Raw genomic sequence first — 21533 nt, forward strand, 5'->3', positions numbered from 1 at the left:
TTAAAGTAAAACTATACTCTTAGCAAAATTATCTGGAAGCACCCGCCAATTCAGGCGATGCAACTTTGCTGAACTGATTTAACGGACGAGGTAAACCAAGATTCTCGCGCAGGGTACGGCCTTCATATTCGGTGCGGAATAAACCCCGGCGTTGCAGTTCTGGAATCACCAAATCGACAAATTCATCCAAACCACCAGGTAGCCAAGGCGGCATAATGTTAAATCCATCAGCACCATCGTTAACAAACCAGTCTTCGATCTGGTCAGCAATTTGCTCTGGTGTTCCCAGAATTGTCCGATGTCCCCGTGCCCCAGCAATCCACAAATACAGTTGTCTAATTGTTAAATTCTCTCTACGGGCGAGGTCTGTTATCAGCTGCAAACGACTTTTGCCACCATTGGTATCTGGCAAATCTGGCAGTGGTCCGTCTAATGGGTATTTCGATAAATCGTGTCCGCCTATAAGTGCTGAAAGTAATCCTAATCCAACCGACGGATGAATCAACTCTTGAAGTTGCTCGTACTTTTCTTTGGCTTCCTCCTCAGTTCTACCAATTACCGGAAATATACCAGGCATAATCTTTAGATGATCGGGCGATCGCCCGTATTTGGTCAGTCTGTCTTTGACACTAGAATAAAAGGTCTGGGCTTCAGCAAGAGTTTGCTGGGCAGTAAAAATTGCTTCTGCTGTTTGTGCCGCTAGATCTTGCCCAGCCTCGGAAGAACCAGCTTGCACAATCACCGGATACCCTTGAATGGGGCGGGCTACATTCAACGGGCCGCGCACTGAGAAATGTTTACCTTTATGATTGGGAACGTGTAGCTTGTCAGGGTCGAGGTAAATACCTGATTCTTTGTCGCGTAAAAAGGCATCATCTTCCCAACTGTCCCAAAGCTTGGAAGTAACTTCTAAAAATTCCCTCGCCCGTTCATAACGCAGTGCGTGTTCTAAATGTTCTTCTCGGCTGAAGTTTTTCGCTGCGGCTTCAGCAGAGGAGGTGACAACATTCCATCCAGCACGACCACCACTCAAGTAATCTAGTGAAGCAAACTTGCGGGCAAGGTGAAAGGGTTCGTCATAAGTAGTTGATGCCGTTGCCACCAAACCGATATGCTCTGTCACCACAGATAGTGCAGATAATAAAGTTAGCGGTTCAAAGTGGACGCTGAATTGTCCCGAACGACTAAAAGCTTCTCTTCCTTTTCCTTGATCCCAAACTGCTAAACCGTCTGCAAGAAAGAGCATATCAAATTTCCCGCGTTCCGCTGTCTGTGCCAGCCGCTTGTAATGCTGAAAATTCAGACCTCCGTCTGCTTGAGCGTTGGGGTGTCGCCAAGCCGCTACGTGATGACCTGAACCCGGTAGAAATGCACCTAATTTAAGTTGTTTTTTCTGACTCATTTTTTATTTCTACGAACTTAATGCTTTTTCAACTGAGTTAATAATTCGTTTCGGCACATCTAGGGACTGGGGATTAGGGACTAGTGATTAGGAAGAAGTTTCTAATCAAAATTACCCAGTCCCCAGTCGCCAATCCCCAATCCCTCTTACACTGCAACTGCCTCGCGTCGGTTATATGCAGAAGAGTCACCCTTGATGGCTTGACTTTGTTTACCATCAATACCAACTGGAACGTCGCCAACAATTGTCACTCGTTGAACGTGGCGCGGTTGATTGCCGTAATCTGCAACTGCATAGTGTTGAGTCGCGCGGTTATCCCAGAATGCCACATCACCAACTTCCCAACGCCAACGAACTGTATTTTCGGGACGGGTTACATAAGCTTGCAACAGTCTTAAAATATCGTCGGATTCAGTCGTTGATAGACCACGGAACTGGCGAACAAAGCCACCAATAAATAACCCACGTTCCCCAGATTCAGGATGAACTCGTACTACTGGGTGAAGTGTCTCATATACCGTCGAAGTGAAAACAGCCCGATAAGCCTTCACGTCTTCAGGAAGGTCGAATCCAGTTGCATAATCATAGGCGTTGCTATGTACTGCCCAAAGGTCATCTGCAAGACTACGCAGATGATTTGGTAAATCTTGGTACGCAGTTACAGAGTTTGCCCAGATAGTATCGCCTCCAGCTTGAGGAATAACGAGTGCCCGCAAAATAGAGCCAAGGGGAGGACGGTCTACAAATGTGACATCAGTGTGCCAACTGTTGGCACGGGAAGTAGTTTTGCCGTAATTCAAATCCAGAACTTCTGGATGGTCTGGAAGTGATGGAACGGTGGGGTGAGCTGTAGTGACTTCACCAAATCTGCGAGCGAACGCTACCTGTCCGTTGGCATCAAGTTGCTGTTGATCGCGGAAGAAAATTACTTTGTATTGAACTAACGCTTTGCGGATATCACTGATAATTTCGTCGCTGAGGTTACTACTCAGATTCACGCCAATGATTTGGGCACCAATACGTCCGGTAACTGGTTTGATGTCAAAGTGTTGCGAACTCATGTGTTTGTTTCTCCTGAAGAGTTTGTGTTGAAATTGAAGTTTTCGAGGCTCTGCAATCCGCTCTTATTAATTAGATAGGACTTATGCAAGAACTCTCTGAAACTCTTATTTGTCTATGTCCTTTGCCCCCTATCCTCCACCTCCTAATACCGCAAGGCGGAAGTCAAAAGTCAAAAGTCAAAAGTATTATGGAATAGGTTTTTTAGGGATTTTAAATGGTTGCTCTATTTACGCCGTGGCGTACTAGCCTGTTAAACACCAGGAGTAGAACCACCATCAACGATAATTTCTGTTCCTGTAATCGATGCAGCTAAATCGGATACCAAAAACAGCGCCAGGGCGGCAATTTCTTCTGGCTGGGCGATTCTTTTTAAAGGAATAGTTTGGAGGCTTTCCGCCTTTGCTTGCTCGATGGTGATTCCACGCGCTTGGGCGTTCTGCTGAGCTAAACGTTCAGCACGCTCAGTAGCTGTAGCACCAGGTGATATGGCATTAATCCGAATGTTGTACTCGGCTAACTCTTTAGAAATGCCTTTTGTGAAGTTGAGCAGAGCTGCATTGCTTGTACCACCAGCTAAAAAGCTAGGGCGAGGTGTACGTGCTGCACCGCCGACTATATTAACAATCCGTCCATCACCGCGACTTTTTTGATGGGGTACAACGGCTCTGACTAAGCGAATGTAGCCCAATAGTTTTAAATTCCAAGCATCCAAAAACAAATCATCACTTGAGTTGAGGAATGACCCCGCACGGGCTGAACCGGCGTTATTAATCAAAATATCAATCTGACCAAACTGTGCCAGAGTTGTTGACACAACTTTCTCAACATCCTCAGCTTGAGTCAGGTCAGCACTGATGGAGATGACTTTCGCTCCTAGGGTGGGTAGCGACTGAATTGCACTGACCGCATTTTCTAATCGTTCTGGGTTACGAGCTGCGATCGCTACATTCACACCTTCACTATACAAAGCTTTGGCGCTCGCTAAGCCAATCCCTGCACTTCCTCCTGTAACAATGGCTGTTTTACCTGATAGTTTTAGTTCTAAGCTCATACAAAGTTATACCATTTGGGGTTTTAGATTTTGGATTTGGAACAGCATTGTGAACCTAAGTTTAGTAAATTACTCTTCCACAATCCTTTTTCAATTTAAAAAAATGTGATTTATTTGTCATAATCCGCTATTTTTTGCTCTGCTTTATTAAGCATAAAATATTCATTTTATAGATGCGATTTGTCGCGTTTCAAATACTTCAAATACCTCATCTCAAACCAATAATATTGCTGATTGAGAACCTGTATTATGGATGTTCAAAATCCCTCGCCTTTCTTCGGATGTACAACCCAAAAGTATTTTGATTTCTGTATCGCGCTTTTCCAAGTCAACGCTACAGATGAGGGCGGTGACTGTTCTACTTGATAAGCTTCCTATCCAGACATCTATATCAGCTTTATCTCCAGAATGAGTATCTTCCAAATATCCATAATCTAGAGGATAAATAAAGGATGGATAACGTGGATGTGGTGTCCCTCTTGGACGATCTATTTTGATATTACTAGCAGTGACAAGCTGGTCTAATTTTAACCAGAATTCAGCATAATTTGTATTTTCTAATTTGTAATTCATAATTATTATACGCCTGAAATTAGGCGGGTCTAAACAATGAGTTTAGTTCTATGAAAAAACAATAAATTACGAATTACGAATTATTCCGTAATACTCAATTGGAAATGTGCAATACAGCCTTGCCAGGAAAACTCCTGTCGAGTAGTTTTTGGGCTACGTCAGCTATTTCTGTCCAAGAAGCTTCTAAATCAATGTGAGGACGTAACTGACCTGCTTCTACTAAACTCAAAAGCCTTTTTAGTCCGACTGCTGCTGATTCAAATCTCAGTTCATCGAACAAACGTAAACCATACAAACTCACGCCACCAGTCCCGAAAAATTGAGCAGCGTTGAAGGTCACTTCAGCACCCCCAGAAACTCCATACAGCACAGTTTTTCCATCCTGAGCTAGTAAGCCAAGGGCTATACCCAAAGTCTTGCCACCTACTGACTCTACAATCAGATGATAAGGGCCGTATTCCTTTGCCGGTGAGAGGTCTTCACCAATCACTACCGATTTTGCCCCTGCTTCCCTCACCAGAGTCTCATAACCACCTTGGCGAATGTGTGCCACGACTTGCGCCCCTGATAGTCGTGCCAATTGAATCGCAAAGTAACCAACGCCTCCTGATGCACCTGTAACCAGAACAGGACGACCTAAAAGTGAGCCGCCTTTCAGCAGGGCATGGTAGGCAGTTAAACCCGCTACAGGCAATGTGGCAGCTTCAGCAAAGGATACCGATGGCGGTACTTCTGCTAGGGTGTTGCTGGGAACAGACACGAGTTCTGCCCAAGCACCGCTGCGGCGTAAGCCAACTACACGCGCTCCTTGAGGAGGTCCTGACCCATCAATGGCAGGAGTTTCGATTACACCAGCAAAGTCCCAACCAGGCTGCCAACCAGCCTCAGCAGTGGTTGAACGTTTGACTTCTCCCCGGTTCAGGGAAATCGCTACTACCCGAACTAAAGCTTCATCTGAAGCAGGCTGTGGTGCAGCCACTTCACTCAGTGCCAAACGCCCTGGCACATTGGGGTCAACAATCACAGCACGTATTTTGCTCATAAGGTTGCCCTGGCTTAGAGATTAATTTCTAGATCGTTGGTTCGCAATTTATTGCTTCCAAGAGATCGACTTGATGGATTATCTATTCTTTTTTTACTTTGAATTCCTGCAACTAGGTTAATGATATCTATAAACTACGGTAAATTTATCAATTTATCGTATTTTGTGTACGTAAAAAGAAAATTATCACAGAAGACTAGAACAATCAAGCATCTTGCGAAAAGATTTGTTTCATAAATATCTGCATCTATCACCGTGCTGTAATCTAAATAGCTCGCCAAGATAAATTGGCAAGGAAAGAAGAAAGGTTTTTAATCCCTTTCCCCAGTTCTCAGCGTTTTCCTTAAACTGTGACTTTCGTACCGTCAAATTTAGTAAACGTAAAACCTCTGAATCGTTCGTTATATCCAAGTCTTTCATCCCTAAGGAGGCTAATGGCAACCTCTTCTCCCAAAGCTAAGGCCGCTGAACCATCAGAACGCCAATGGATACCGCCGTTACCGCGACCGATAGCATAGTTAGTTGCTAGCTTATTTAACTCACCGCCTACGGTCAGAGGCGGGCCGCTGTAGGAAATTACTTTTGTGGGGTCGTTGGGGTCAGGTATGACTGGGTTGGGAATAACATAGTTCTCGTCAAAGAATGCTTTTAACAGGGTGACATTGACACCAGCAGTGGCCGCAGCACCACCTGTATAGGAAGAATGGATTGGTGCAGCTTCTGGATATGCTTGAGGTAACAGATAAGTGCCGAAGGTTTTGAAGGTCGAAGCTAAAGCTTCCGAATTTAAGACTTCAGGATTAATCGGATACTGAGTTTTATTGACAATGTTGGTGTAAATTAGCCCACCATATGCCTCTGGGCGCAGAATGCGGTGTACATAAAATTTCTGCCAGTATGATGCTCTAATCACACGCGAACTACCCAAGTTGAGCAAAGCTTGTAAATGTCCCACAGCAAAGGTGGCAGCAGAACCAACTTGGGTCGGGGAATTGACATATGGATTGGCTGGATTCAATGGTGTGCCAATGCTACCAAGAATCAAGGAGGCTCCCAAGTAAGTAGGACCACCAATGTGAGCATACTCACCTAAATCGCGAACCGTGACTATGTAACGGTTAATCGGATCGTAGTTGATTGACTTGCCTGAAGTCCCTCCATTCTGAACGGTCAGCCATTCATTGAAATCGATAAGAAAGTCATTGCCAGGAAGAGCAGTACGAATTAGCGGCGAAACAGACTGGGTTCCCCAAGCAATAGTCCGTAGTAGAAATTGTGAGATGTAAGGGCCGTCTAGTACTCCTGGGGGAGTAACATATTTTGCAGTCTTACCAGAGCTATCATTGCGATCAACGTAGTTGACGCTACCACGAAATAAAGTTTGAGGAGTCACAAAACCATTTTGTTTTGGACCTCGGAATGCTGAAAGCTTGTTCAGGTCTGCGACGGCTGCCAAAACTTTCGGGTCGTCTGTATTATTTTGGAACTTGGAATAAGGTACATCACGTAGTAAGGCTTGCCAGTAGAGTTCAACAGCTTCAGCAGCTCTATCTGCACTACCTAGAGCTGGTGGTGGTGGTACTGCTATCTGGGCTGCATTGATGCCTTCCAAGCTAATTGCCAGAGGCCCTTGAGGATTGACCAATTTTCTGCCATCACCCAAGATGATATTTTCAAAATCATCTGGGTTTTGTGTTGTCAGTGCTTTGGTCAAAGAATTATAAGCTTTCAATATGACTTCACCCCGTCCATCGTGGGGTAGTCCCCTACTGTCGGAGCCGATTTTGTTGGCATATCGCTCCTCGTCACCATTGGTCGGATGCGGCGGAATGGGAATATTGGTTCCGAGTCTTGCTGCTTCAAGACGCACTTGAAAAGCTTTATTAACAAACTTCTTATAGTTGAAGCTTGATTTTCCATAAGGCCCGGAAGGATTTGTGGCTTGGGCAATGTCTCCTCCCTTTTTGGAGGACACAGTTGAACCTAAAACTCCTCCAACGGTGCTGGCGAATGTAAATAAACCCACACGCCCTAGAAATGAACGTCTACTACCACGAGTAAAAAAGAAGCGTCTGCTACCTGAAGTACCTACTTTGGGTTGCTGAGGCTGCGTTATTTGGGTCTGAGATTGAGCATCTTGACCGGAGTTTTGGTGATAATTGGGATCTATTTGCATCTGAAGATATCTCCACTGGCAAAAACAATACAAAAATTCAGCTATTAGTGAATCAATCAGTAACTTTAAGTCACATATTTGAAACACCCACTAATTGAAGAAGGGAGTAACCTGAGGGAATTTGTTACAACAGAGAGCAGGCTTAAAATTCTCTTTGTGTCGGGGTTTAGCGCTCAGTTTATGTTCTAACTAACCTGATAATTGCTATATCAAAGCTAGAGCCACTCTACAGGAAAGTAATTTGCACTTTTAGTTATTATTCTGGGCATTTACTTATGCTATTCAAGGCTCGATCGCATAGCTTTTACACTTCTACAGTTTTCATGAAATCGATAGCATACGCTGTGGTTAAAAATGTGCGATCGTACATTTTTAACCACGATCATTTTGCAGTTCAATAAATAATATACTGTAAATCTATCGATTTACCGTTATTTTTGGTTGTTAAATCAAACTTTCTCACAAACACCTCTGAAAATCAAGTATTTTTTACAACAATTTAGGCACTACTCTGAGTTTCTTTAAAAGCAAAGCTGTTTATTAAGGCAAAAGGCAAGAGGCAACGGTTAATTGCCCCTTGCCTATTACCTATTGCTTTTGTTTTAACTATGTAACTATTCCCATATCTACGTAAATTGGATGTACTATTCTTTTAATAGTGCCTAGTTTTCTACTAAAGAAATAGGCTCCTACAATGCAACAAGCACCGCCAAATAATAAAGCATTGGTTACACCGATGCGATCAGCCAGCCCTCCAAAGAATAAATTGCCGAAAGGTAGAACTCCTAAAAAACCAGTTGTAAATATACTAGTTACTCTACCTCTTTTATTTTCATCAACAATAATTAGTTGCAGAAAATTACTAATTGAAGCCAAAGTTAAAGTAGTACTCATGCCTATGAGAAACATAAATACTAGACAAATTTCCAAATTTTCGATGCGCGAAAATACGATTAATGATAAACCTAAAATTGCCGCAGATCGCGCGATAATATCTTCCAGCCCTATGGCTTGTTTTCGGGAAACTAGATAAAATCCTGATATGATAGAACCAAGTGCTGAAGCTGTCATCAAAAATCCCATAGTTTTAGCATCACCTCTCAAAATTTCTTTGGCAAAAATAGGCATTAAATTTACGTGTGTCATTGCCATAAAACAAATCACTATTTGTAAAGTTAATACAGATTTTATCGGCAGAAAATCATATGCAAAAACAAAGCCTTCTTTAAGATTTTGCCAAATTTTTGTTTTTTGTTCTGATAAGTTTTTGAGAACAGGCTTGACTTGAATAGTTAAGATAGCAGATAAGAACGGCAAATAGCTAATACTATCTACCAAAAAGCATGAAGCGGCTCCAGAACTTGCAATTAGTAAACCCCCAATCATCGGACTAACAAACTTAGCAGTGTTAATTAAGAAGGAATGGGAGGCCATGGCGCTGTAAATATCTGCTTTTTGATCTACCAGTCTCGGAATAATTACTTGACGTGCTGGTAGATCAAAAGCTTTTACTGTTCCTTGAAGTGTGCCAATGATAATAATCGAAGTAACAGTGATGCGATCGCTAATAGTTAAAAACGTTAGTGTAGAAGATAAAATAATAGATGCTAGCTGAGTAGTTAGTAAAACATATCGTAAGTTCCAGCGATCTAATAATACTCCTACTAGAGGTGTAATTATCAAGCCCATAGCTTGATTTGTGAATCCAGCTATACCCACTAAGATAGCTGAATTAGTTAATTGATAAACTAACCATACTAAAGCAATCTGTGTCATCCAAGAGCCAAAAAAAGATAAGCTCTCACCAATAACAAAACAAGTAACATTCGGAGATTTAAGTGCAGATGGAAGTTCAAAAGGCACAAACTTTAATTTGGCTTTTGGAAAATTTTCTCTATTACTTGGTAACATTGGCTTTTCCCTGTTCAAAAATATTTTTAGCCATATTTTTACGGAATTAATATTGATGTATTTTCAGCCCAAAGTTAGAGTTTGTTTAAAAAGTGGTGACTGAAATACCCCAACCTTTAGAGCCTCCTAAATCCTCCTTATAAAGGAGAACTTTGAGAGGGTTATTCCCCACTTTTTAAGGGGGCTACGGGAGGATCTGGATACAAGCGTAGACTTTTGAAATATGCTTTTAGGCGTTTAATTATTTACTGATTTCGCTAATTCTCCGGCGCGTTTATAGTCTTACAAATAAAAAAGACAGCAATTTTATCCTCTTGTTGTGATGAACATGAGGAATTTAGAAGACTTATACAAAGTCCTCAGAATGTTTTTGAGAAAGCTTCGCTAGGCTTGTACATCACAAGCCCTAAAGAATAGTTAACTTTGCTTAATGTTAGATTAACAGAAAGTTTGCATCCTTAGTATCTGCTTAAAAAAATCCACCTGTCAAATTAATACAAGGTGAGTAAGCATCATATCATGTCTGTTGAGGAACGACAATTATCGCAAGACAAGGAGATGAGGGAAAAAGAGGAAAGAGCTATCCTTCCCCTCTGCTCCCCATCCCATCGTCTTTTCCATGCCTAATGCCCTTTCTTTGTTTAATCTTATGAAACTCAAGCGTTTTTTCTGGATAGCTATTTTAAGCATCACTACATTGATAGGTGTGATGATGCCTGGAAAAATTCAGGCGCATACATCATCAAATACACTATTTCAAACATCTACAATTAGCGCTCTGTCTGTAGGAATTTATGAGGGAAATACTAATTTTCAACAGTTAAAAAAATACGGTGATTTTGGTTTGGGTACAGTCAATTATCTTGATGGAGAAATGATTGGATTAGATGGTAAATTCTACCAAGTTAAAGCTGACGGAGTTGCGTCTATTATTCCTGATGCGATCGCAAGCCCTTTTGCAACAGTCACCTTTTTTAAACCAGAAAAATTAATTCGTCTAGCAGGGCAGATGAATTATCAGCAATTCCAAGAATCTTTGGATCGGCGCTTAACCACTAAAAATCATCCTTATGCAATTCGTATTCAAGGTAATTTTCCTTATCTAAAATTTAGAAGTGTTCCCAAACAAAGCTCGCCCTATCGTCCTTTGGCAGATGCGCTAAAAGAACAATCTGTTTTCGAGTTAAGGAATGTGAATGGTACTTTAGTAGGATTTCGTACACCCAAATATATGGAAGGAGTGAATGTAAAGGGCTATCATTTTCATTTTTTAACTGCAAATCGTAAAACTGGAGGACATATTTTAGATGGGCAGTTTCAAAATGCTAAAGTAGAGATTGATACTATATCAAATATTGAGATGAATTTGCCCAAAACTGCTGAATTTGACCAAGCTGATTTGGGAGATGGTAGACCGGACGTTAAGTAAATATTGTTGGATCAAAGCTATGTCACTACCAGAAACTATTGCCAAAGAAAAAGATACTCGTCCCCCTGTGGCGATTGGTCATGTGAGATTGTATGTGAGTAATGTATCGGAGGCCAGCGAATTTTTCGTCAAAATAGGACTGCGGCTAATTACCCAATCAGAACAAGTAGCTGTTTTAGAATTACGGGGAGGAACGCACTTAGTTTTAAGAACAACGCCAGAGGCTATTGTTTTTGGAACCAAAGCACCTTTTGATTTGATGGTAGATGATGTTTTTGCCACTAGAGATGCTTTTACAGAGTGGGGACTGACTGTTTCTGAGATCGAACCAGGCAGAATCCACAGTTCATTTACCTTAACTGGGCCAGATGGGTATGTATTGACGTTCAATTCCTCGCATACAGGCGGTAGAGAGGTTTAATCTGGGGAGATGGGGAGATAAGGTGAAAGATTTATTGCAAGTTTTTTCCCTATCTCCTTGTCCTCTTCCCTATACCCAATTCCTAGTCCCTAGTTCCCAAACTAGCCAACTATTACCCAGTACATCCCATCTGGTGCAACTAATCCAAAAGAAGGTTCGCCAAATTCGTTAGGGACGATGGGTGTAACGTCAGTAGCGTTGCTGGCAATGACGCGTTGATGGAAAGCCTCAATATCTTCAACTTGATAAGTGAAAAGGCTTATGCCCAATGAACCTGGTTGAGCATATTCGCGGCGATCGCTTGTAGGATAGAGTGGGCTATAAACTTGAAAAACTCCGACATTGGTCTTTGGTGAAGCGAAAACCGAAAGATAAAATTCTTGCCCTTCATCAAGCATCATAATCTGGCGAGTTGCGGCATTTTTATAGCCAGATAGTTTGGGGTTGTTCTCTGATGGCACAAGTCCAAAAACCTCTGTGTAAAAAGAGGTGAGGCTATGGTCGGAAGTGATGAAACTTGAGTGAGTCCCTTCACTCACTAATAGCCCAGAATTGGCATTAATAGTACCGTAACCAGGGCGGTTATAGTTATATCGCTGGAAAAATGCCTGTCGCGTCTCCTTGCCAATCACAAACATTTCCCGGACACCGACAAAGCGGTTATATAATCCCGTTCCCACATTGCCTACAAACTCAATGCCGCGCACTGGTTCGGTATAAATCCAGTCTCCACCGTTGGCCTTATCGTCGGCAAAGGCATCGGCAATCGCATAAATATCTTGAGTCAGAGAAGCAAACCAACGGCTACCTTCCACCACTGGCAAGGTATCACCTAGACCTTCATTGCGCGGTTCTTTCCACCACATTAACCGCACTAATCCATGATCTGATGAGTTGCCATTTTGCAGTCGCAGCGATATTAAATCTGAGGCATGACCGTAGAGTAATTTTGCCTGTTCTGCGGAAAATTCTCCTTTTTTGACCTCTCGATAGCCAAATTCATTCCAATATTTCAGAGTAGCTTCAATATCCTTTGAGCCAACACAATTTTCAAAAATGCCGCTAATCATTGTGATTTACCTGATAAATAGAGAAAATTTACATTATTCAGAATAATTGTGGTTGGAGAAAGGATATAGTTTCGACCTTAATTTGTAAATCTTGCTCTTCAAGCAAAGAAAATCACCAAATACTAGGAATGCCTTAAGCCGCATCGATAATGTCATCGCCGAGAGTACTTGTTGTACTACTTAATTCCGAAGTAGGTTTTTTCGGATTAATCCAATAAACTCGACTGGCATAATTTAGTTTCTCCTGGGAATAGGGAGTGGCGAAGATGAAGGAGTATGGGAGGTTCTTGAGGTAGAGGGAAATTTTGGAAGTTGCTAAATCATCCCGCATTTATACAAGCCACCATACAATCATCCTGCATTTATGCAACACCAGACTTTACTGTGTGTAGCGATGTGATTGAACTCATTGCATATACCTGTAATTTTGTCGAGTTATCGGTGTATTTTATATACTACCATGAATACAGATTAGCGATCGCCATTATCAATCCTATTGAGCAATTCCCTGAGAATGTTGCCATTTAGGCATTCAACACAGAGAAAAAAGTCGTATCCAAAGCTGCGGCAATTTGAACAAATACCTGGCTTGTTGTTGACTTGGGGTCAGCAAGTGTCAGGGGTTCTCCTGTATCACCTCCATTACAAATGCGGGGATCAATGGGAACCTCTCCCAAAAGAGGTGCTTTGAGTTCATCTGCCAATTTTTGACCGCCACCAGTACCGAAAATCGATGTTTTTTCGCCACTACTACTGATAAAATAGCTCATGTTCTCGATAATGCCGAGAACAGGAACCCCCACTTGGCGAAACATATGAATACTGCGGCGCACATCGGCAACAGCGACTTGTTGGGGAGTTGTTACTAATATCACCCCACAAATAGGACTTTCTTGGACAATAGTGATTTGGGCATCACCAGTACCGGGAGGAAGGTCTATTAATAAATAATCCAGTTCTCCCCATTCGACTTCGTGGATAAACTGGGTGATGATTTTGTGTAAGACTGGGCCACGCCATGCTAAAGGATGATCCGCTTCTGCCAACAATCCCACAGACATAACTTTAATGCCATAAGCCGACAAAGGTAAAAATTTCTGACCGTTGGGAGTATCAATAACTTGAACTTCAGATTTACCTAGTCCCAGCATTTGCGGAACATTGGGACCGTAGACATCAGCATCCAATAGACCAACTTTAGCACCAGTTAATCTTAAAGCAATAGCTAAATTAACTGCGGTTGTAGATTTTCCAACTCCCCCTTTTCCACTGGAAATTGCTAAGGAGGTTTTTACCCCCGGAATGGTGCAGAGTTGAATGTAAGTTTTTTTGCACCAAGATAAAAGTGATAATACTGTTTTAATTTCTGCTTCTAATTGTTGCTGGTGGGAACCGATATAAAGGCGCAGGTAAACATAGTCATCAACGATACGCAGATTTCGCACCATTCCTAAAGTCACAATGTCGTTTTTTAGAGCGGGTTCGATGATTTGCTTGAGAAGTTGGACGACTTCTTGCTGACGAGCAATTATCAGGGGATCGGGAGGAGAAGCTTGGACTTGTTGATGTGATGATATGGAATTATGCACCATAATTTTTGTATGCGATCGCAATCAGTTTTGTTGTTGAATCTTGTCAATTGCCCTTTGCGCGTAAATAGACACATCTCGGTCGGGGTCATCTAGTGCTTGTTTGAGGGCATTAATAGCATCAGAATTACCCAAATTTCCAAGGGCGATCGCTGCTTCTTTTCGCACATCAGAATACTCATCTGTTAATGCTTCAATCAATGCAGCTAACAAGTTTTCATCTGGAGTTTTTTGTAACACTTGAATAGCAAACTTTCGCACTTGCCAATGTTCATCTTTGAGGGCAATTTTTAAAGCCGGAATTGCTTCTAAATCAGCGTGAATTGCTAGAGATTTTGCGGCATTTCTTCGCACCTGCCAATCAGAATCAGAAGTCAGTGCTTGAGTGAGTAATATTACAGTTTCCTTGTCTGCTAAATGACCTAAGGTTAAAGTGGCAGCACGACGCACATTATGATCGGGATCGTTCATCAAAGACAAAGCTGGCGGACATATTTGCACCTGATTTAAATAGCGCACAGTTGTCACAGCGGCTTCCCGCAGTTCGCTATTTTCTGACTCAAAAAAAGACAATACCGCAGGTAGAGATTGCACATCATGAATCTTGCGTAACAAAATTAGCACATTAAGATTCAGATTGATATCTTTTTGGTGTAACGCATCTAGCAATAGTAGTAGATGATCTGCCGTAACTAATTCACCTAAAGCTGATAATGCCTCACTGCGAATTTCTGCGTCGGGGGAAGTGAGAGATTTTAGTAAAGCCGGAACAGCAACGGGATCGGCAATTTCCCAGAGTGCAGATACCGCTATTTTTTGTACTGCTGTGTTTTCGTCTTCGAGGGCGAGAATTAACGCCTCAACTGCTGCATCTTCTCCCAAGTGTTGTAAAGATTTTACCGCAACCAAGCGATCGCTAACATTTGGCGATCGCAACATTTCCAACCATTGATTTAATTCCGAATCTGTATCCGTAGCCATTGGGAAACCTCAGCGCAACAAAAAGGGAATTTGCACAGTAATTGCATTGGTGGGACATTCTTTTTCACAAGGGAGACAAAACCAGCATTCGTCATATTTCATATAGGCTTTCCCCGTCTCTGGGTTTTTTGCTAATACATCCAAGGGACAAACTTCAATGCAAGCAACGCATTTTTCTAAACATTTAGATTCATCGACGATTACGGGGACATCTACTCTTTGGGTGATTAAAGCCATATTTTTACTTGATTGTTTAAATTCTTGACTATGGATGAATACGATTCAGTTAAGAGGATGTTTACTCTTACTCTCTGCGACTCTGCGCGATCTAAATTCATGTTCTCAATCAGCAACCTCAATTTTTTTTACGAACCGCCAAGGACGTGAAGGACGCAAAGGGAAGAAAGAAATGCTTAACTGAACGGTATTGGACTATGGATTTTACAGTTTTTTAGCAAAAGTTATTGATTGTTTGATATTTGTATAGCCAATTTTTTTCATAAAATCAATGAGCCATTATCCTATGCAGAGCTTTTATCGTACTGCTACATCGTAAAACTCTTTCTGTAAATCTACGTCAATAATATAAGGCTCCACTGGACGCTTAAAAAGTACCATTTCTCCTGTGTCATGCTTTTTCAAATTGACGTGACAAAACCATTCTTCATTATTCTTATCTGGAAAATCCAAACGATAATGATATAAACCCCAGCGGCTCTCCCGACGATATAAAGATGCGCGTGCTGCCATTTCTGCACAATCACGAATAAAATGCACTTCCATACAGCGCATTAGTTCGTGAGGATCGCGCGCTCCCATTTGTGCTAATGTCTGATGATAATGAACAAAACTATTTAGCCCAATTTCTATTTTGTTACCCGATTTTGGCGGTTGTAAATAATCATTCACTAGTCGGCGTAATTTATATTCTACCTGGGTGTGAGGAATGCCGTTTGGCTGATTTAAAGGTGTATAAATCCTAGCTTTTTCTGCTTCTAAAAAATCAGAGTCCGGCTCTAAATGCTCTAAGTTTTGAATATATTCAATTGCATTTTCTCCCGCCAACCGTCCAAACACAAATGCACCAATCATGTAATTATGGGGGACGCTGGCCATGTCTCCTGCTGCGTAAAGTCCTGGTACTGTGGTTTCTGCTTTCTCGTTCACCCAAACACCAGATGCACTATGTCCACTACATAACCCAATTTCGGAAATGTTCATTTCAACTGCATGAGTGCGGTAGTCTTCACCTCTACCCTCATGGAAACGTTCTCTACTAGGACGCTCATTTGCCCATAAAATAGACTCAATTTCGGAAATTGTATCCTCATCCAAATGGTTCATTTTCATTTGAATGGGACCTTTGCCAGAGTTTAATTCTTTCCAAATTTCTAGCATCATTTGACCGCTCCAGTAATCACAATTAATGAAGCGGTGTCCTTCGGCGTTGGCTGTATATGCCCCAAATGGGCCAGCAACATAAGCACAGGCGGGGCCGTTGTAATCTTTAATCAGGGGGTTCATTTGGAAGCATTCGATGTTGCTCAGTTCTGCCCCTGCGTGGTACGCCATTGAATAGCCATCGCCAGCGTTAGTAGGGTTTTCGTAAGTGCCGTAGAGATAGCCGGATGCAGGTAATCCCAAGCGTCCGCAGGCTCCTGTGCTGAGGATGACGGCTTTTGCCTGAATGACGACAAAATCGCCGCCGCGCACGTCAAACCCAACTGCACCGATCGCTCTACCATTTTTTACTAGCACTCTTGTCGCCATGACACGGTTTGTCACGTTGACTTTATGGCGCTTGACTTGTCGAGTTAGAATTTGCTTGAGGTCTTTACCTTCTGGCATAGGCAACACGTATTTACCTACCCGATGCACTTGTTTAAGGTCATAATTACCTTGGGGATCTTTTTGGAACTTAACGCCCCAGCTTTCCAACTCTTGAATAGTTTCGTAACCTAACTTTCCTGTTTGGTAGACGGCTTTTTGGTGGAGAATGCCATCATTGGCAATTGTGACTTCACGCACGTACTGTTCTGGGGTGGAATGTCCGGGAATGACGGCTGTATTTACCCCATCCATTCCCATTGCGATCGCACCGCTACGACGAATATTTGCTTTTTCGAGAATCAATACTTGGCGATCGCTATTGGCTTGTTTAGCTTTAATTGCAGCCATTGTCCCCGCCGTACCGCCCCCAATGACTAGGACATCCGTTTTGATCCACTGTGTATTTATGTTAGTCATACAATTTTGGATTTTAGATTTTAGATTTTGGATTCTGCCTAGAGAAACAGTACCTATTTATCACAATCATTAATTACGAATTACGAATTATTTCTTGGTTTGCCAAACGATTTCTTTAACTTTAATTTCCTTGGGGATCAACTTAATTTTATAAAATGTATCTGCAACTTCTTGTTGTTTGCTAATCACTTCATCCGTGAGCGGGAGTACATCATACTCGCGCCGCTTTTCAGCTATCTCTAACACAGGAGCATCTATGCCTAATGCTGGGGAAAGGAGTTTCGCAACATCACTGGAATTACTTTTCGCCCAATCACTAGTTTTTTTAACCTCATCTAAAATTGTTTTCAAAGCATCCGGCTTCTTGTCAGCAAAAGACTTAGCCGCGAGATAATAACCACGATTGGGAGCTAATCCCGTTCCATCTGTTAAAGTACGTGCGTTTGTTGCTGCTTCTGCTGCGGCTAAGTACGGGTCCCAAATTGCCCAAGCCTCGACATTCTTGCTTTCAAAAGCACCACGAGCATCAGCAGGTGCGAGAGTTTTTGGCTGAATATCACTGTATTTTAGTCCTGCCTTTTCCAGGGCTTTGACTAATAAATAGTTAGCATTAGAACCTTTGGCAAAAGCAACTCTTTTGCCTTTAAGTTCAGCTACATTTTTAATAGGTGAATCCTTAGGAACTAAAATAGCTTCAGCTTTAGGACTCCAAGGATCGTAGGCAACATAAACTAAAGGAATTCCCCCTGCTTGGGCAAATATTGGTGGTGATTCTCCGGTATAGCCAAAGTCAATGCTACCTGCGTTTAATGCTTCCAACATGGGAGGCCCAGCAGGAAATTCTGACCAAGTTACTAAAGCACCGGAGGCTGCAAAAACTTTTTCTAAATTTGCATTTGCTTTGAGTGCATAGAGGATAGTTGATGCTTTCTGGTAGCCAATACGAACTACAGTGTTGTTAGTTGTCTGGGTTGTTTGGGTCGTCCCACTGTTGCTTGTGGTTGGAGAACAAGCAAAAACAGCCAATGTTAAACCCAGTCCGACTGTAAACATTAGGAAAAAGGTGTAAATCTTTTGCTGCTTGAATTTCTTGAGGAAGGTTATAATTGTGCCCGCCGCAGACATCACAATGCTCAGCAATCGAGTTGGAAAGAACTTCATCAACGTCTTGACTCTACTTTTACGGATAAATATTCAACTTTCACCAAAGGTAAAAGGGATTGGGGATTGGGGACTGGGTGATTAGTGCCAATAAAATGGCTACGATAGATATCCAGAAAGCGATCGCCTGAAAATTCAGGTAATCAATAGATTGCTTTTACAAGCAATCTATACAGTTCTCTTATTAAAGCATACTACGGTAAGTGCAGCATATTTTCGTAATATGCAATCACATTGATTCAGTTCCGTGGCCAGGGCACAGCCATGATGAGGAGTAAAACTCTTCATATACATACAGGCAAATTTTTCTGTTTCGCGCAGCCTGTAGCAGGTTCTTGCTTGAAAGCTACGAATATCAGATGGCTGGAGGTACTGGTAAAAGCGATCGCAATCTATCTTTAATCAGAGTTTTGGTAAATTGTTATAATCTTTGATGCGTAGACGCAAAGCGACTTGTCGTCAGACATGGCTCAATTTCTGATGAAAGCATCTCAAGTTTGCAGGAACATCAACTTTTTTTTCGCGGGACGAGTGTCTGGCCGTCTTTTGAAGATTTAAGTTTACCCTCAACAAGGAATATATTATGTCACAGTTGGAACAAGCGACGCCAGACACTTTTATAGCCAAAAGCTTAGAAACTACCCCGAATATTTTGCATCAGGTTGAGGCTTTGGCCAAGGACTTTGCTACCCGTGCAGGGGCACACGACAAAGACGCTTCGTTTCCTTTTGAGAATTTTACAGCTTTGCATGAGGCAGAACTGCTGAGCCTCACTATCCCCCGCGAACTCGGCGGCCAGGATTTGGGGCTAGAGACTATCTGCCGAGTGATTGAAGGCATAGCGTATGGGGATGCTTCCACCGCGTTAGTACTGACAATGCACTATCTCCAACATGCCCATGCAGCTCGTAGTCGTCGCTGGACTCCAGAAGTATATAAACGGGTGTGTCGTGAATCAATTGAAGGTATTGCGCTGCTGAATGCTGCCCGTGTTGAACCAGAGTTAGGCACACCAGCCAGAGGTGGATTACCTGCCACCATTGCCGAACGCACAACAGAAGGTTGGCGTTTAACAGGTCACAAACAATACACCACAGGTAGTCCCATCCTCAGCTACTTTGTTGTTTGGGCACTGACAAATGAAGATGAACCACGAGTGGGGAATTTTCTGGTTAGGCGCGATCTTCCTGGCTTACGAATTGTCGAAACTTGGGATCACTTGGGCATGAGAGCCACCGGCAGCCACGACCTAATCTTGGAGAATGTATTAATTCCCCCAGAATACGCCGTTGATATCCGCCCCATCTCTGCTGCGCCTTCTTTTGACCCATTGATTGCCACTTGGGGCAGCTTGACAGTGAGTGCTTTATATCTTGGTGTTGCTAGTGCTGCGCGAGACTGGCTGATAAAATATCTTTGGGAGCGATCGCCATCTAATTTAGGAGAGCCACTAGCAACTTTACCACGCTTTCAAACTGCTGTGGGTGAGATGGAAGCACTGCTATTTGCTAACCGTAGGCTGATTTATAGCTTGGCTCAAGATAGCGACAAGGGCGAGTATGAACCCAGCGTAGGATTACAGGCACAAAGTGTTAAATATCTAACTACCACTAACTCGATTCGTGCCGTAGAGATTGCCTTGGAATTAACTGGTAATCCTGGCCTGTTAAAAAAGAATCCTTTGGAGCGACACTACCGTGACGTTCTGTGCAGCCGTATCCACACACCGCAAAATGACGTTATTTGCCAATCTTTAGGAAAATCGGCGCTGAAAGTTAAGTAATTGCGCATGGAGAGTGCTGAGTGAGGAGCGAGGAGTTAAGAGTTATTATTTTCCCCTTTGCCCCTCTACCTCTTGTGCCCAATACCCAATGCCCAATGCCCAATATTTAATATCCTGCTTTTTTGTCTACGACATTCCGTAATGGCTGACCAGTTTGGTAGCGTTTAAGATTGTCAATAAACAATTCTGCTATGCGTTCTCTCAGCCGTGGTGACAGGGCTGAACAATGGGGCGTGATAAAAGCGTTCGGTAGCGACCATAAAGGACTTTCCGGGGGCAGAGGTTCTATGGCAACTGTGTCTAACCCAGCACCCGCAATCCAGCCTTCACGTAGAGCGGTGAGCAATGCTGTTTCATCTACGATCGCACCACGAGCAATATTGATCAGGTAGGCAGATGGACGCATAGACTGTAATGCAGCTTCATCGATTAAGCCTTTAGTTTCTGGTGTTAATGGTGTAGCAATAACTACATAATCTGCGGCTGGCAGGAGCAATCGCCATTCATCAGCACCGACAATTTTGTCAAAATTAGGTAAGGGTTCGGGATGGCGGCGACTACCCCAAACTCGCACTCCAAAAGCTTTAGCGCGAGATGCGATCGCTTGACCAATATTTCCTGTGCCAATAATTAATAAAGTTGCATCTGCCAACTCTTCAAGAAACACTCCTCTTACCCAAGTGTGTTCATCCTGCAAAGTTTGTAATTTCCGCAGATTCTTGGCGTGATAAAGCATAAATGCCAGTACAAATTCCGAAATTGGAATCGCGTGAACTCCTGCACCATTTGTGAGAATAATATCTCTTTGCAAAAAATTAGGCGTGAGAATATGATTTACTCCTGCACTCGGTGTTTGTTGCCAACGCAGCTTCGGTGCTGCTGCCAGTACTTTGTCAAGGGTAGAGGACTTGAGGTAGAATCCGTTGACATAAACTTCTGCATCACTAGCATCACCATTGAGGTTGCCTTCACTATCCACCTGTACAAACTCTACATCAGATGGTAATTGTGGCTTAATCTCGGCAATCAAATGATCGGGTAAAATTAGTTTCACGATATTTCCTATTACCTGATTTAAAAGGGATTGGGCATTCGGTATGGGTACTGCTGAGTTAGAAATTGAAAGTAAGAGTTATTCTCCCACTGCTTCCCCTGCCTCCCCATCTCCCCAGTCCCCAATGCCTAGCCCCTAATACCCTGCTTCTTTATCTACTACATTTCGTAACGGTTCGCCAGCTTGGTAGCGTTTAAGATTGTCGATAAATAAAGCTATTGAACGCTGTTTACTTTTTGGTGAATGACCAGAAGTATAAGGTGTGATAAAGATGTTTGGAAGTGACCACAAAGGACTTTCTGGTGGTAGGGGTTCGGTGTTAACTGTATCTAATACTGCACCTGCAATCCAACCTTCTGTAAGTGCTTTAATTAATGCTGATTCATCGATGACACCGCCACGAGCAATATTAATTAAGTATGCATGGGGAGGGAGCGATCGCAACATCCATCTGTATGAGCGTCTTGGGTATAAGATATTCAAGAGTGAGGAAATAAACCCAAATCTGTCATTCGTGTTAATGGAGAAACACAAGTAAAAGATTCCAACAAGCGACAGAATAAATAGTTAGAAATCGCTAT

The 21533-nt window shown here is 42.5% G+C and carries 19 protein-coding genes and 1 pseudogene; 4 read left to right on the plus strand and 16 right to left on the minus strand.

The window, feature by feature from the left end; translation table 11 throughout:
* Positions 1 to 28 precede the first annotated feature (28 nt).
* The 7 genes from ACM0OY_RS10120 to ACM0OY_RS10150 all read right to left on the minus strand — a co-directional run bounded on the left by ACM0OY_RS10120 (position 29) and on the right by ACM0OY_RS10150 (position 9217).
* Positions 29 to 1402, minus strand: coding sequence for an LLM class flavin-dependent oxidoreductase (locus ACM0OY_RS10120; RefSeq protein ID WP_414568726.1), 1374 nt, complete (start codon positions 1400 to 1402; stop codon positions 29 to 31).
* Positions 1403 to 1548: 146 nt separating this feature from the next.
* Positions 1549 to 2463: a TauD/TfdA dioxygenase family protein gene (locus ACM0OY_RS10125; protein WP_414568727.1), complete on the minus strand. Its 915-nt coding sequence runs from the start codon at positions 2461 to 2463 to the stop codon at positions 1549 to 1551.
* 251 nt (positions 2464 to 2714) lie between these two features.
* The gene (locus tag ACM0OY_RS10130; protein ID WP_414568728.1) at positions 2715 to 3515 is read right to left on the minus strand and encodes an SDR family oxidoreductase; all 801 of its coding nucleotides are present in this window, start codon (positions 3513 to 3515) and stop codon (positions 2715 to 2717) included.
* A 213-nt stretch (positions 3516 to 3728) separates the two neighbouring features.
* A complete protein-coding gene (locus ACM0OY_RS10135) occupies positions 3729 to 4088 on the minus strand; it encodes an Inorganic pyrophosphatase (RefSeq protein ID WP_414568729.1) in 360 nt (119 codons plus the stop codon).
* Positions 4089 to 4182: 94 nt separating this feature from the next.
* Positions 4183 to 5130 (minus strand): zinc-binding dehydrogenase, encoded by a 948-nt coding sequence (locus tag ACM0OY_RS10140; protein WP_414568730.1) that lies wholly within the window; start codon positions 5128 to 5130, stop codon positions 4183 to 4185.
* A 343-nt stretch (positions 5131 to 5473) separates the two neighbouring features.
* Complete coding sequence (locus ACM0OY_RS10145) at positions 5474 to 7306, minus strand: vanadium-dependent haloperoxidase (RefSeq protein ID WP_414568731.1); 1833 nt, start codon at positions 7304 to 7306, stop codon at positions 5474 to 5476.
* Positions 7307 to 7912: 606 nt separating this feature from the next.
* On the minus strand, positions 7913 to 9217 hold the full coding sequence (locus ACM0OY_RS10150; protein WP_414568732.1) for an MFS transporter: 1305 nt from the start codon (positions 9215 to 9217) through the stop codon (positions 7913 to 7915).
* A gap of 649 nt (positions 9218 to 9866) precedes the next feature.
* On the opposite strand from ACM0OY_RS10150, the gene budA reads away from it, so the two are divergent.
* Entirely contained in the window at positions 9867 to 10646 is a 780-nt protein-coding gene (gene budA / locus ACM0OY_RS10155; RefSeq protein WP_414568733.1) for an acetolactate decarboxylase, read from the plus strand.
* A 19-nt stretch (positions 10647 to 10665) separates the two neighbouring features.
* Positions 10666 to 11067, plus strand: a complete 402-nt coding sequence (locus tag ACM0OY_RS10160) for a VOC family protein (protein WP_414568734.1) — start codon at positions 10666 to 10668, stop codon at positions 11065 to 11067.
* 101 nt (positions 11068 to 11168) lie between these two features.
* Here ACM0OY_RS10160 and ACM0OY_RS10165 read toward each other — a convergent pair whose 3' ends face one another.
* Positions 11169 to 12137, minus strand: coding sequence for a VOC family protein (locus ACM0OY_RS10165; RefSeq protein ID WP_414568735.1), 969 nt, complete (start codon positions 12135 to 12137; stop codon positions 11169 to 11171).
* A gap of 133 nt (positions 12138 to 12270) precedes the next feature.
* On the minus strand, positions 12271 to 12468 hold the full coding sequence (locus ACM0OY_RS10170) for a hypothetical protein (protein WP_414568736.1): 198 nt from the start codon (positions 12466 to 12468) through the stop codon (positions 12271 to 12273).
* 65 nt (positions 12469 to 12533) lie between these two features.
* Here ACM0OY_RS10170 and ACM0OY_RS10175 point away from each other — a divergent pair, with 65 nt between their 5' ends.
* Positions 12534 to 12665 carry a hypothetical protein gene (locus ACM0OY_RS10175; RefSeq protein ID WP_414568737.1) on the plus strand — a complete coding sequence of 44 codons (132 nt, stop codon included), beginning with the start codon at positions 12534 to 12536 and terminating at the stop codon, positions 12663 to 12665.
* Here ACM0OY_RS10175 and ACM0OY_RS10180 read toward each other — a convergent pair.
* From ACM0OY_RS10180 to ACM0OY_RS10200, 5 genes are all read right to left on the minus strand, one after another.
* Positions 12662 to 13729: a P-loop NTPase gene (locus ACM0OY_RS10180; protein WP_414568738.1), complete on the minus strand. Its 1068-nt coding sequence runs from the start codon at positions 13727 to 13729 to the stop codon at positions 12662 to 12664. The two genes, ACM0OY_RS10175 and ACM0OY_RS10180, sit on opposite strands and share 4 nt — an antisense overlap.
* Positions 13730 to 13750: 21 nt before the next feature.
* Positions 13751 to 14707 carry a HEAT repeat domain-containing protein gene (locus tag ACM0OY_RS10185; RefSeq protein ID WP_414568739.1) on the minus strand — a complete coding sequence of 319 codons (957 nt, stop codon included), beginning with the start codon at positions 14705 to 14707 and terminating at the stop codon, positions 13751 to 13753.
* 9 nt (positions 14708 to 14716) lie between these two features.
* Positions 14717 to 14944: a ferredoxin family protein gene (locus tag ACM0OY_RS10190; RefSeq protein WP_035152298.1), complete on the minus strand. Its 228-nt coding sequence runs from the start codon at positions 14942 to 14944 to the stop codon at positions 14717 to 14719.
* Between the two features lie 297 nt (positions 14945 to 15241).
* Positions 15242 to 16954 (minus strand): fumarate reductase/succinate dehydrogenase flavoprotein subunit, encoded by a 1713-nt coding sequence (locus tag ACM0OY_RS10195; protein WP_414568740.1) that lies wholly within the window; start codon positions 16952 to 16954, stop codon positions 15242 to 15244.
* An 87-nt stretch (positions 16955 to 17041) separates the two neighbouring features.
* Positions 17042 to 18115 carry a sulfonate ABC transporter substrate-binding protein gene (locus tag ACM0OY_RS10200; RefSeq protein ID WP_414568741.1) on the minus strand — a complete coding sequence of 358 codons (1074 nt, stop codon included), beginning with the start codon at positions 18113 to 18115 and terminating at the stop codon, positions 17042 to 17044.
* A 583-nt stretch (positions 18116 to 18698) separates the two neighbouring features.
* On the opposite strand from ACM0OY_RS10200, the gene ACM0OY_RS10205 reads away from it, so the two are divergent.
* Positions 18699 to 19898: an acyl-CoA dehydrogenase family protein gene (locus tag ACM0OY_RS10205; RefSeq protein ID WP_414568742.1), complete on the plus strand. Its 1200-nt coding sequence runs from the start codon at positions 18699 to 18701 to the stop codon at positions 19896 to 19898.
* A gap of 106 nt (positions 19899 to 20004) precedes the next feature.
* On the opposite strand, the gene ACM0OY_RS10210 is transcribed toward ACM0OY_RS10205, so the two are convergent.
* On the minus strand, positions 20005 to 20952 hold the full coding sequence (locus ACM0OY_RS10210; RefSeq protein WP_414568743.1) for a D-2-hydroxyacid dehydrogenase: 948 nt from the start codon (positions 20950 to 20952) through the stop codon (positions 20005 to 20007).
* A gap of 135 nt (positions 20953 to 21087) precedes the next feature.
* Positions 21088 to 21399 (minus strand): annotated as a pseudogene (locus tag ACM0OY_RS10215) (NAD(P)-dependent oxidoreductase); the annotation flags it as partial.
* Positions 21400 to 21533: the final 134 nt, after the last annotated feature.

Source organism: Nostoc sp. CCY 9925, from assembly GCF_963920935.1.
Lineage (GTDB): Bacteria > Cyanobacteriota > Cyanobacteriia > Cyanobacteriales > Nostocaceae > Nostoc.

What these genes read in the sequence shown, in the direction of transcription:
- ACM0OY_RS10120 (WP_414568726.1), bottom strand. Translation starts at nt 1,402, where the DNA reads ATGAGTCAGAAAAAACAACTTAAATTAGGTGCATTTCTACCGGGTTCA.
- ACM0OY_RS10125 (WP_414568727.1), bottom strand. Translation starts at nt 2,463, where the DNA reads ATGAGTTCGCAACACTTTGACATCAAACCAGTTACCGGACGTATTGGT.
- ACM0OY_RS10130 (WP_414568728.1), bottom strand. Translation starts at nt 3,515, where the DNA reads ATGAGCTTAGAACTAAAACTATCAGGTAAAACAGCCATTGTTACAGGA.
- ACM0OY_RS10135 (WP_414568729.1), bottom strand. Translation starts at nt 4,088, where the DNA reads ATGAATTACAAATTAGAAAATACAAATTATGCTGAATTCTGGTTAAAA.
- ACM0OY_RS10140 (WP_414568730.1), bottom strand. Translation starts at nt 5,130, where the DNA reads ATGAGCAAAATACGTGCTGTGATTGTTGACCCCAATGTGCCAGGGCGT.
- ACM0OY_RS10145 (WP_414568731.1), bottom strand. Translation starts at nt 7,306, where the DNA reads ATGCAAATAGATCCCAATTATCACCAAAACTCCGGTCAAGATGCTCAA.
- ACM0OY_RS10150 (WP_414568732.1), bottom strand. Translation starts at nt 9,217, where the DNA reads ATGTTACCAAGTAATAGAGAAAATTTTCCAAAAGCCAAATTAAAGTTT.
- budA (WP_414568733.1), top strand. Translation starts at nt 9,867, where the DNA reads ATGAAACTCAAGCGTTTTTTCTGGATAGCTATTTTAAGCATCACTACA.
- ACM0OY_RS10160 (WP_414568734.1), top strand. Translation starts at nt 10,666, where the DNA reads ATGTCACTACCAGAAACTATTGCCAAAGAAAAAGATACTCGTCCCCCT.
- ACM0OY_RS10165 (WP_414568735.1), bottom strand. Translation starts at nt 12,137, where the DNA reads ATGATTAGCGGCATTTTTGAAAATTGTGTTGGCTCAAAGGATATTGAA.
- ACM0OY_RS10170 (WP_414568736.1), bottom strand. Translation starts at nt 12,468, where the DNA reads ATGCGGGATGATTTAGCAACTTCCAAAATTTCCCTCTACCTCAAGAAC.
- ACM0OY_RS10180 (WP_414568738.1), bottom strand. Translation starts at nt 13,729, where the DNA reads ATGGTGCATAATTCCATATCATCACATCAACAAGTCCAAGCTTCTCCT.
- ACM0OY_RS10185 (WP_414568739.1), bottom strand. Translation starts at nt 14,707, where the DNA reads ATGGCTACGGATACAGATTCGGAATTAAATCAATGGTTGGAAATGTTG.
- ACM0OY_RS10190 (WP_035152298.1), bottom strand. Translation starts at nt 14,944, where the DNA reads ATGGCTTTAATCACCCAAAGAGTAGATGTCCCCGTAATCGTCGATGAA.
- ACM0OY_RS10195 (WP_414568740.1), bottom strand. Translation starts at nt 16,954, where the DNA reads ATGACTAACATAAATACACAGTGGATCAAAACGGATGTCCTAGTCATT.
- ACM0OY_RS10200 (WP_414568741.1), bottom strand. Translation starts at nt 18,115, where the DNA reads ATGAAGTTCTTTCCAACTCGATTGCTGAGCATTGTGATGTCTGCGGCG.
- ACM0OY_RS10205 (WP_414568742.1), top strand. Translation starts at nt 18,699, where the DNA reads ATGTCACAGTTGGAACAAGCGACGCCAGACACTTTTATAGCCAAAAGC.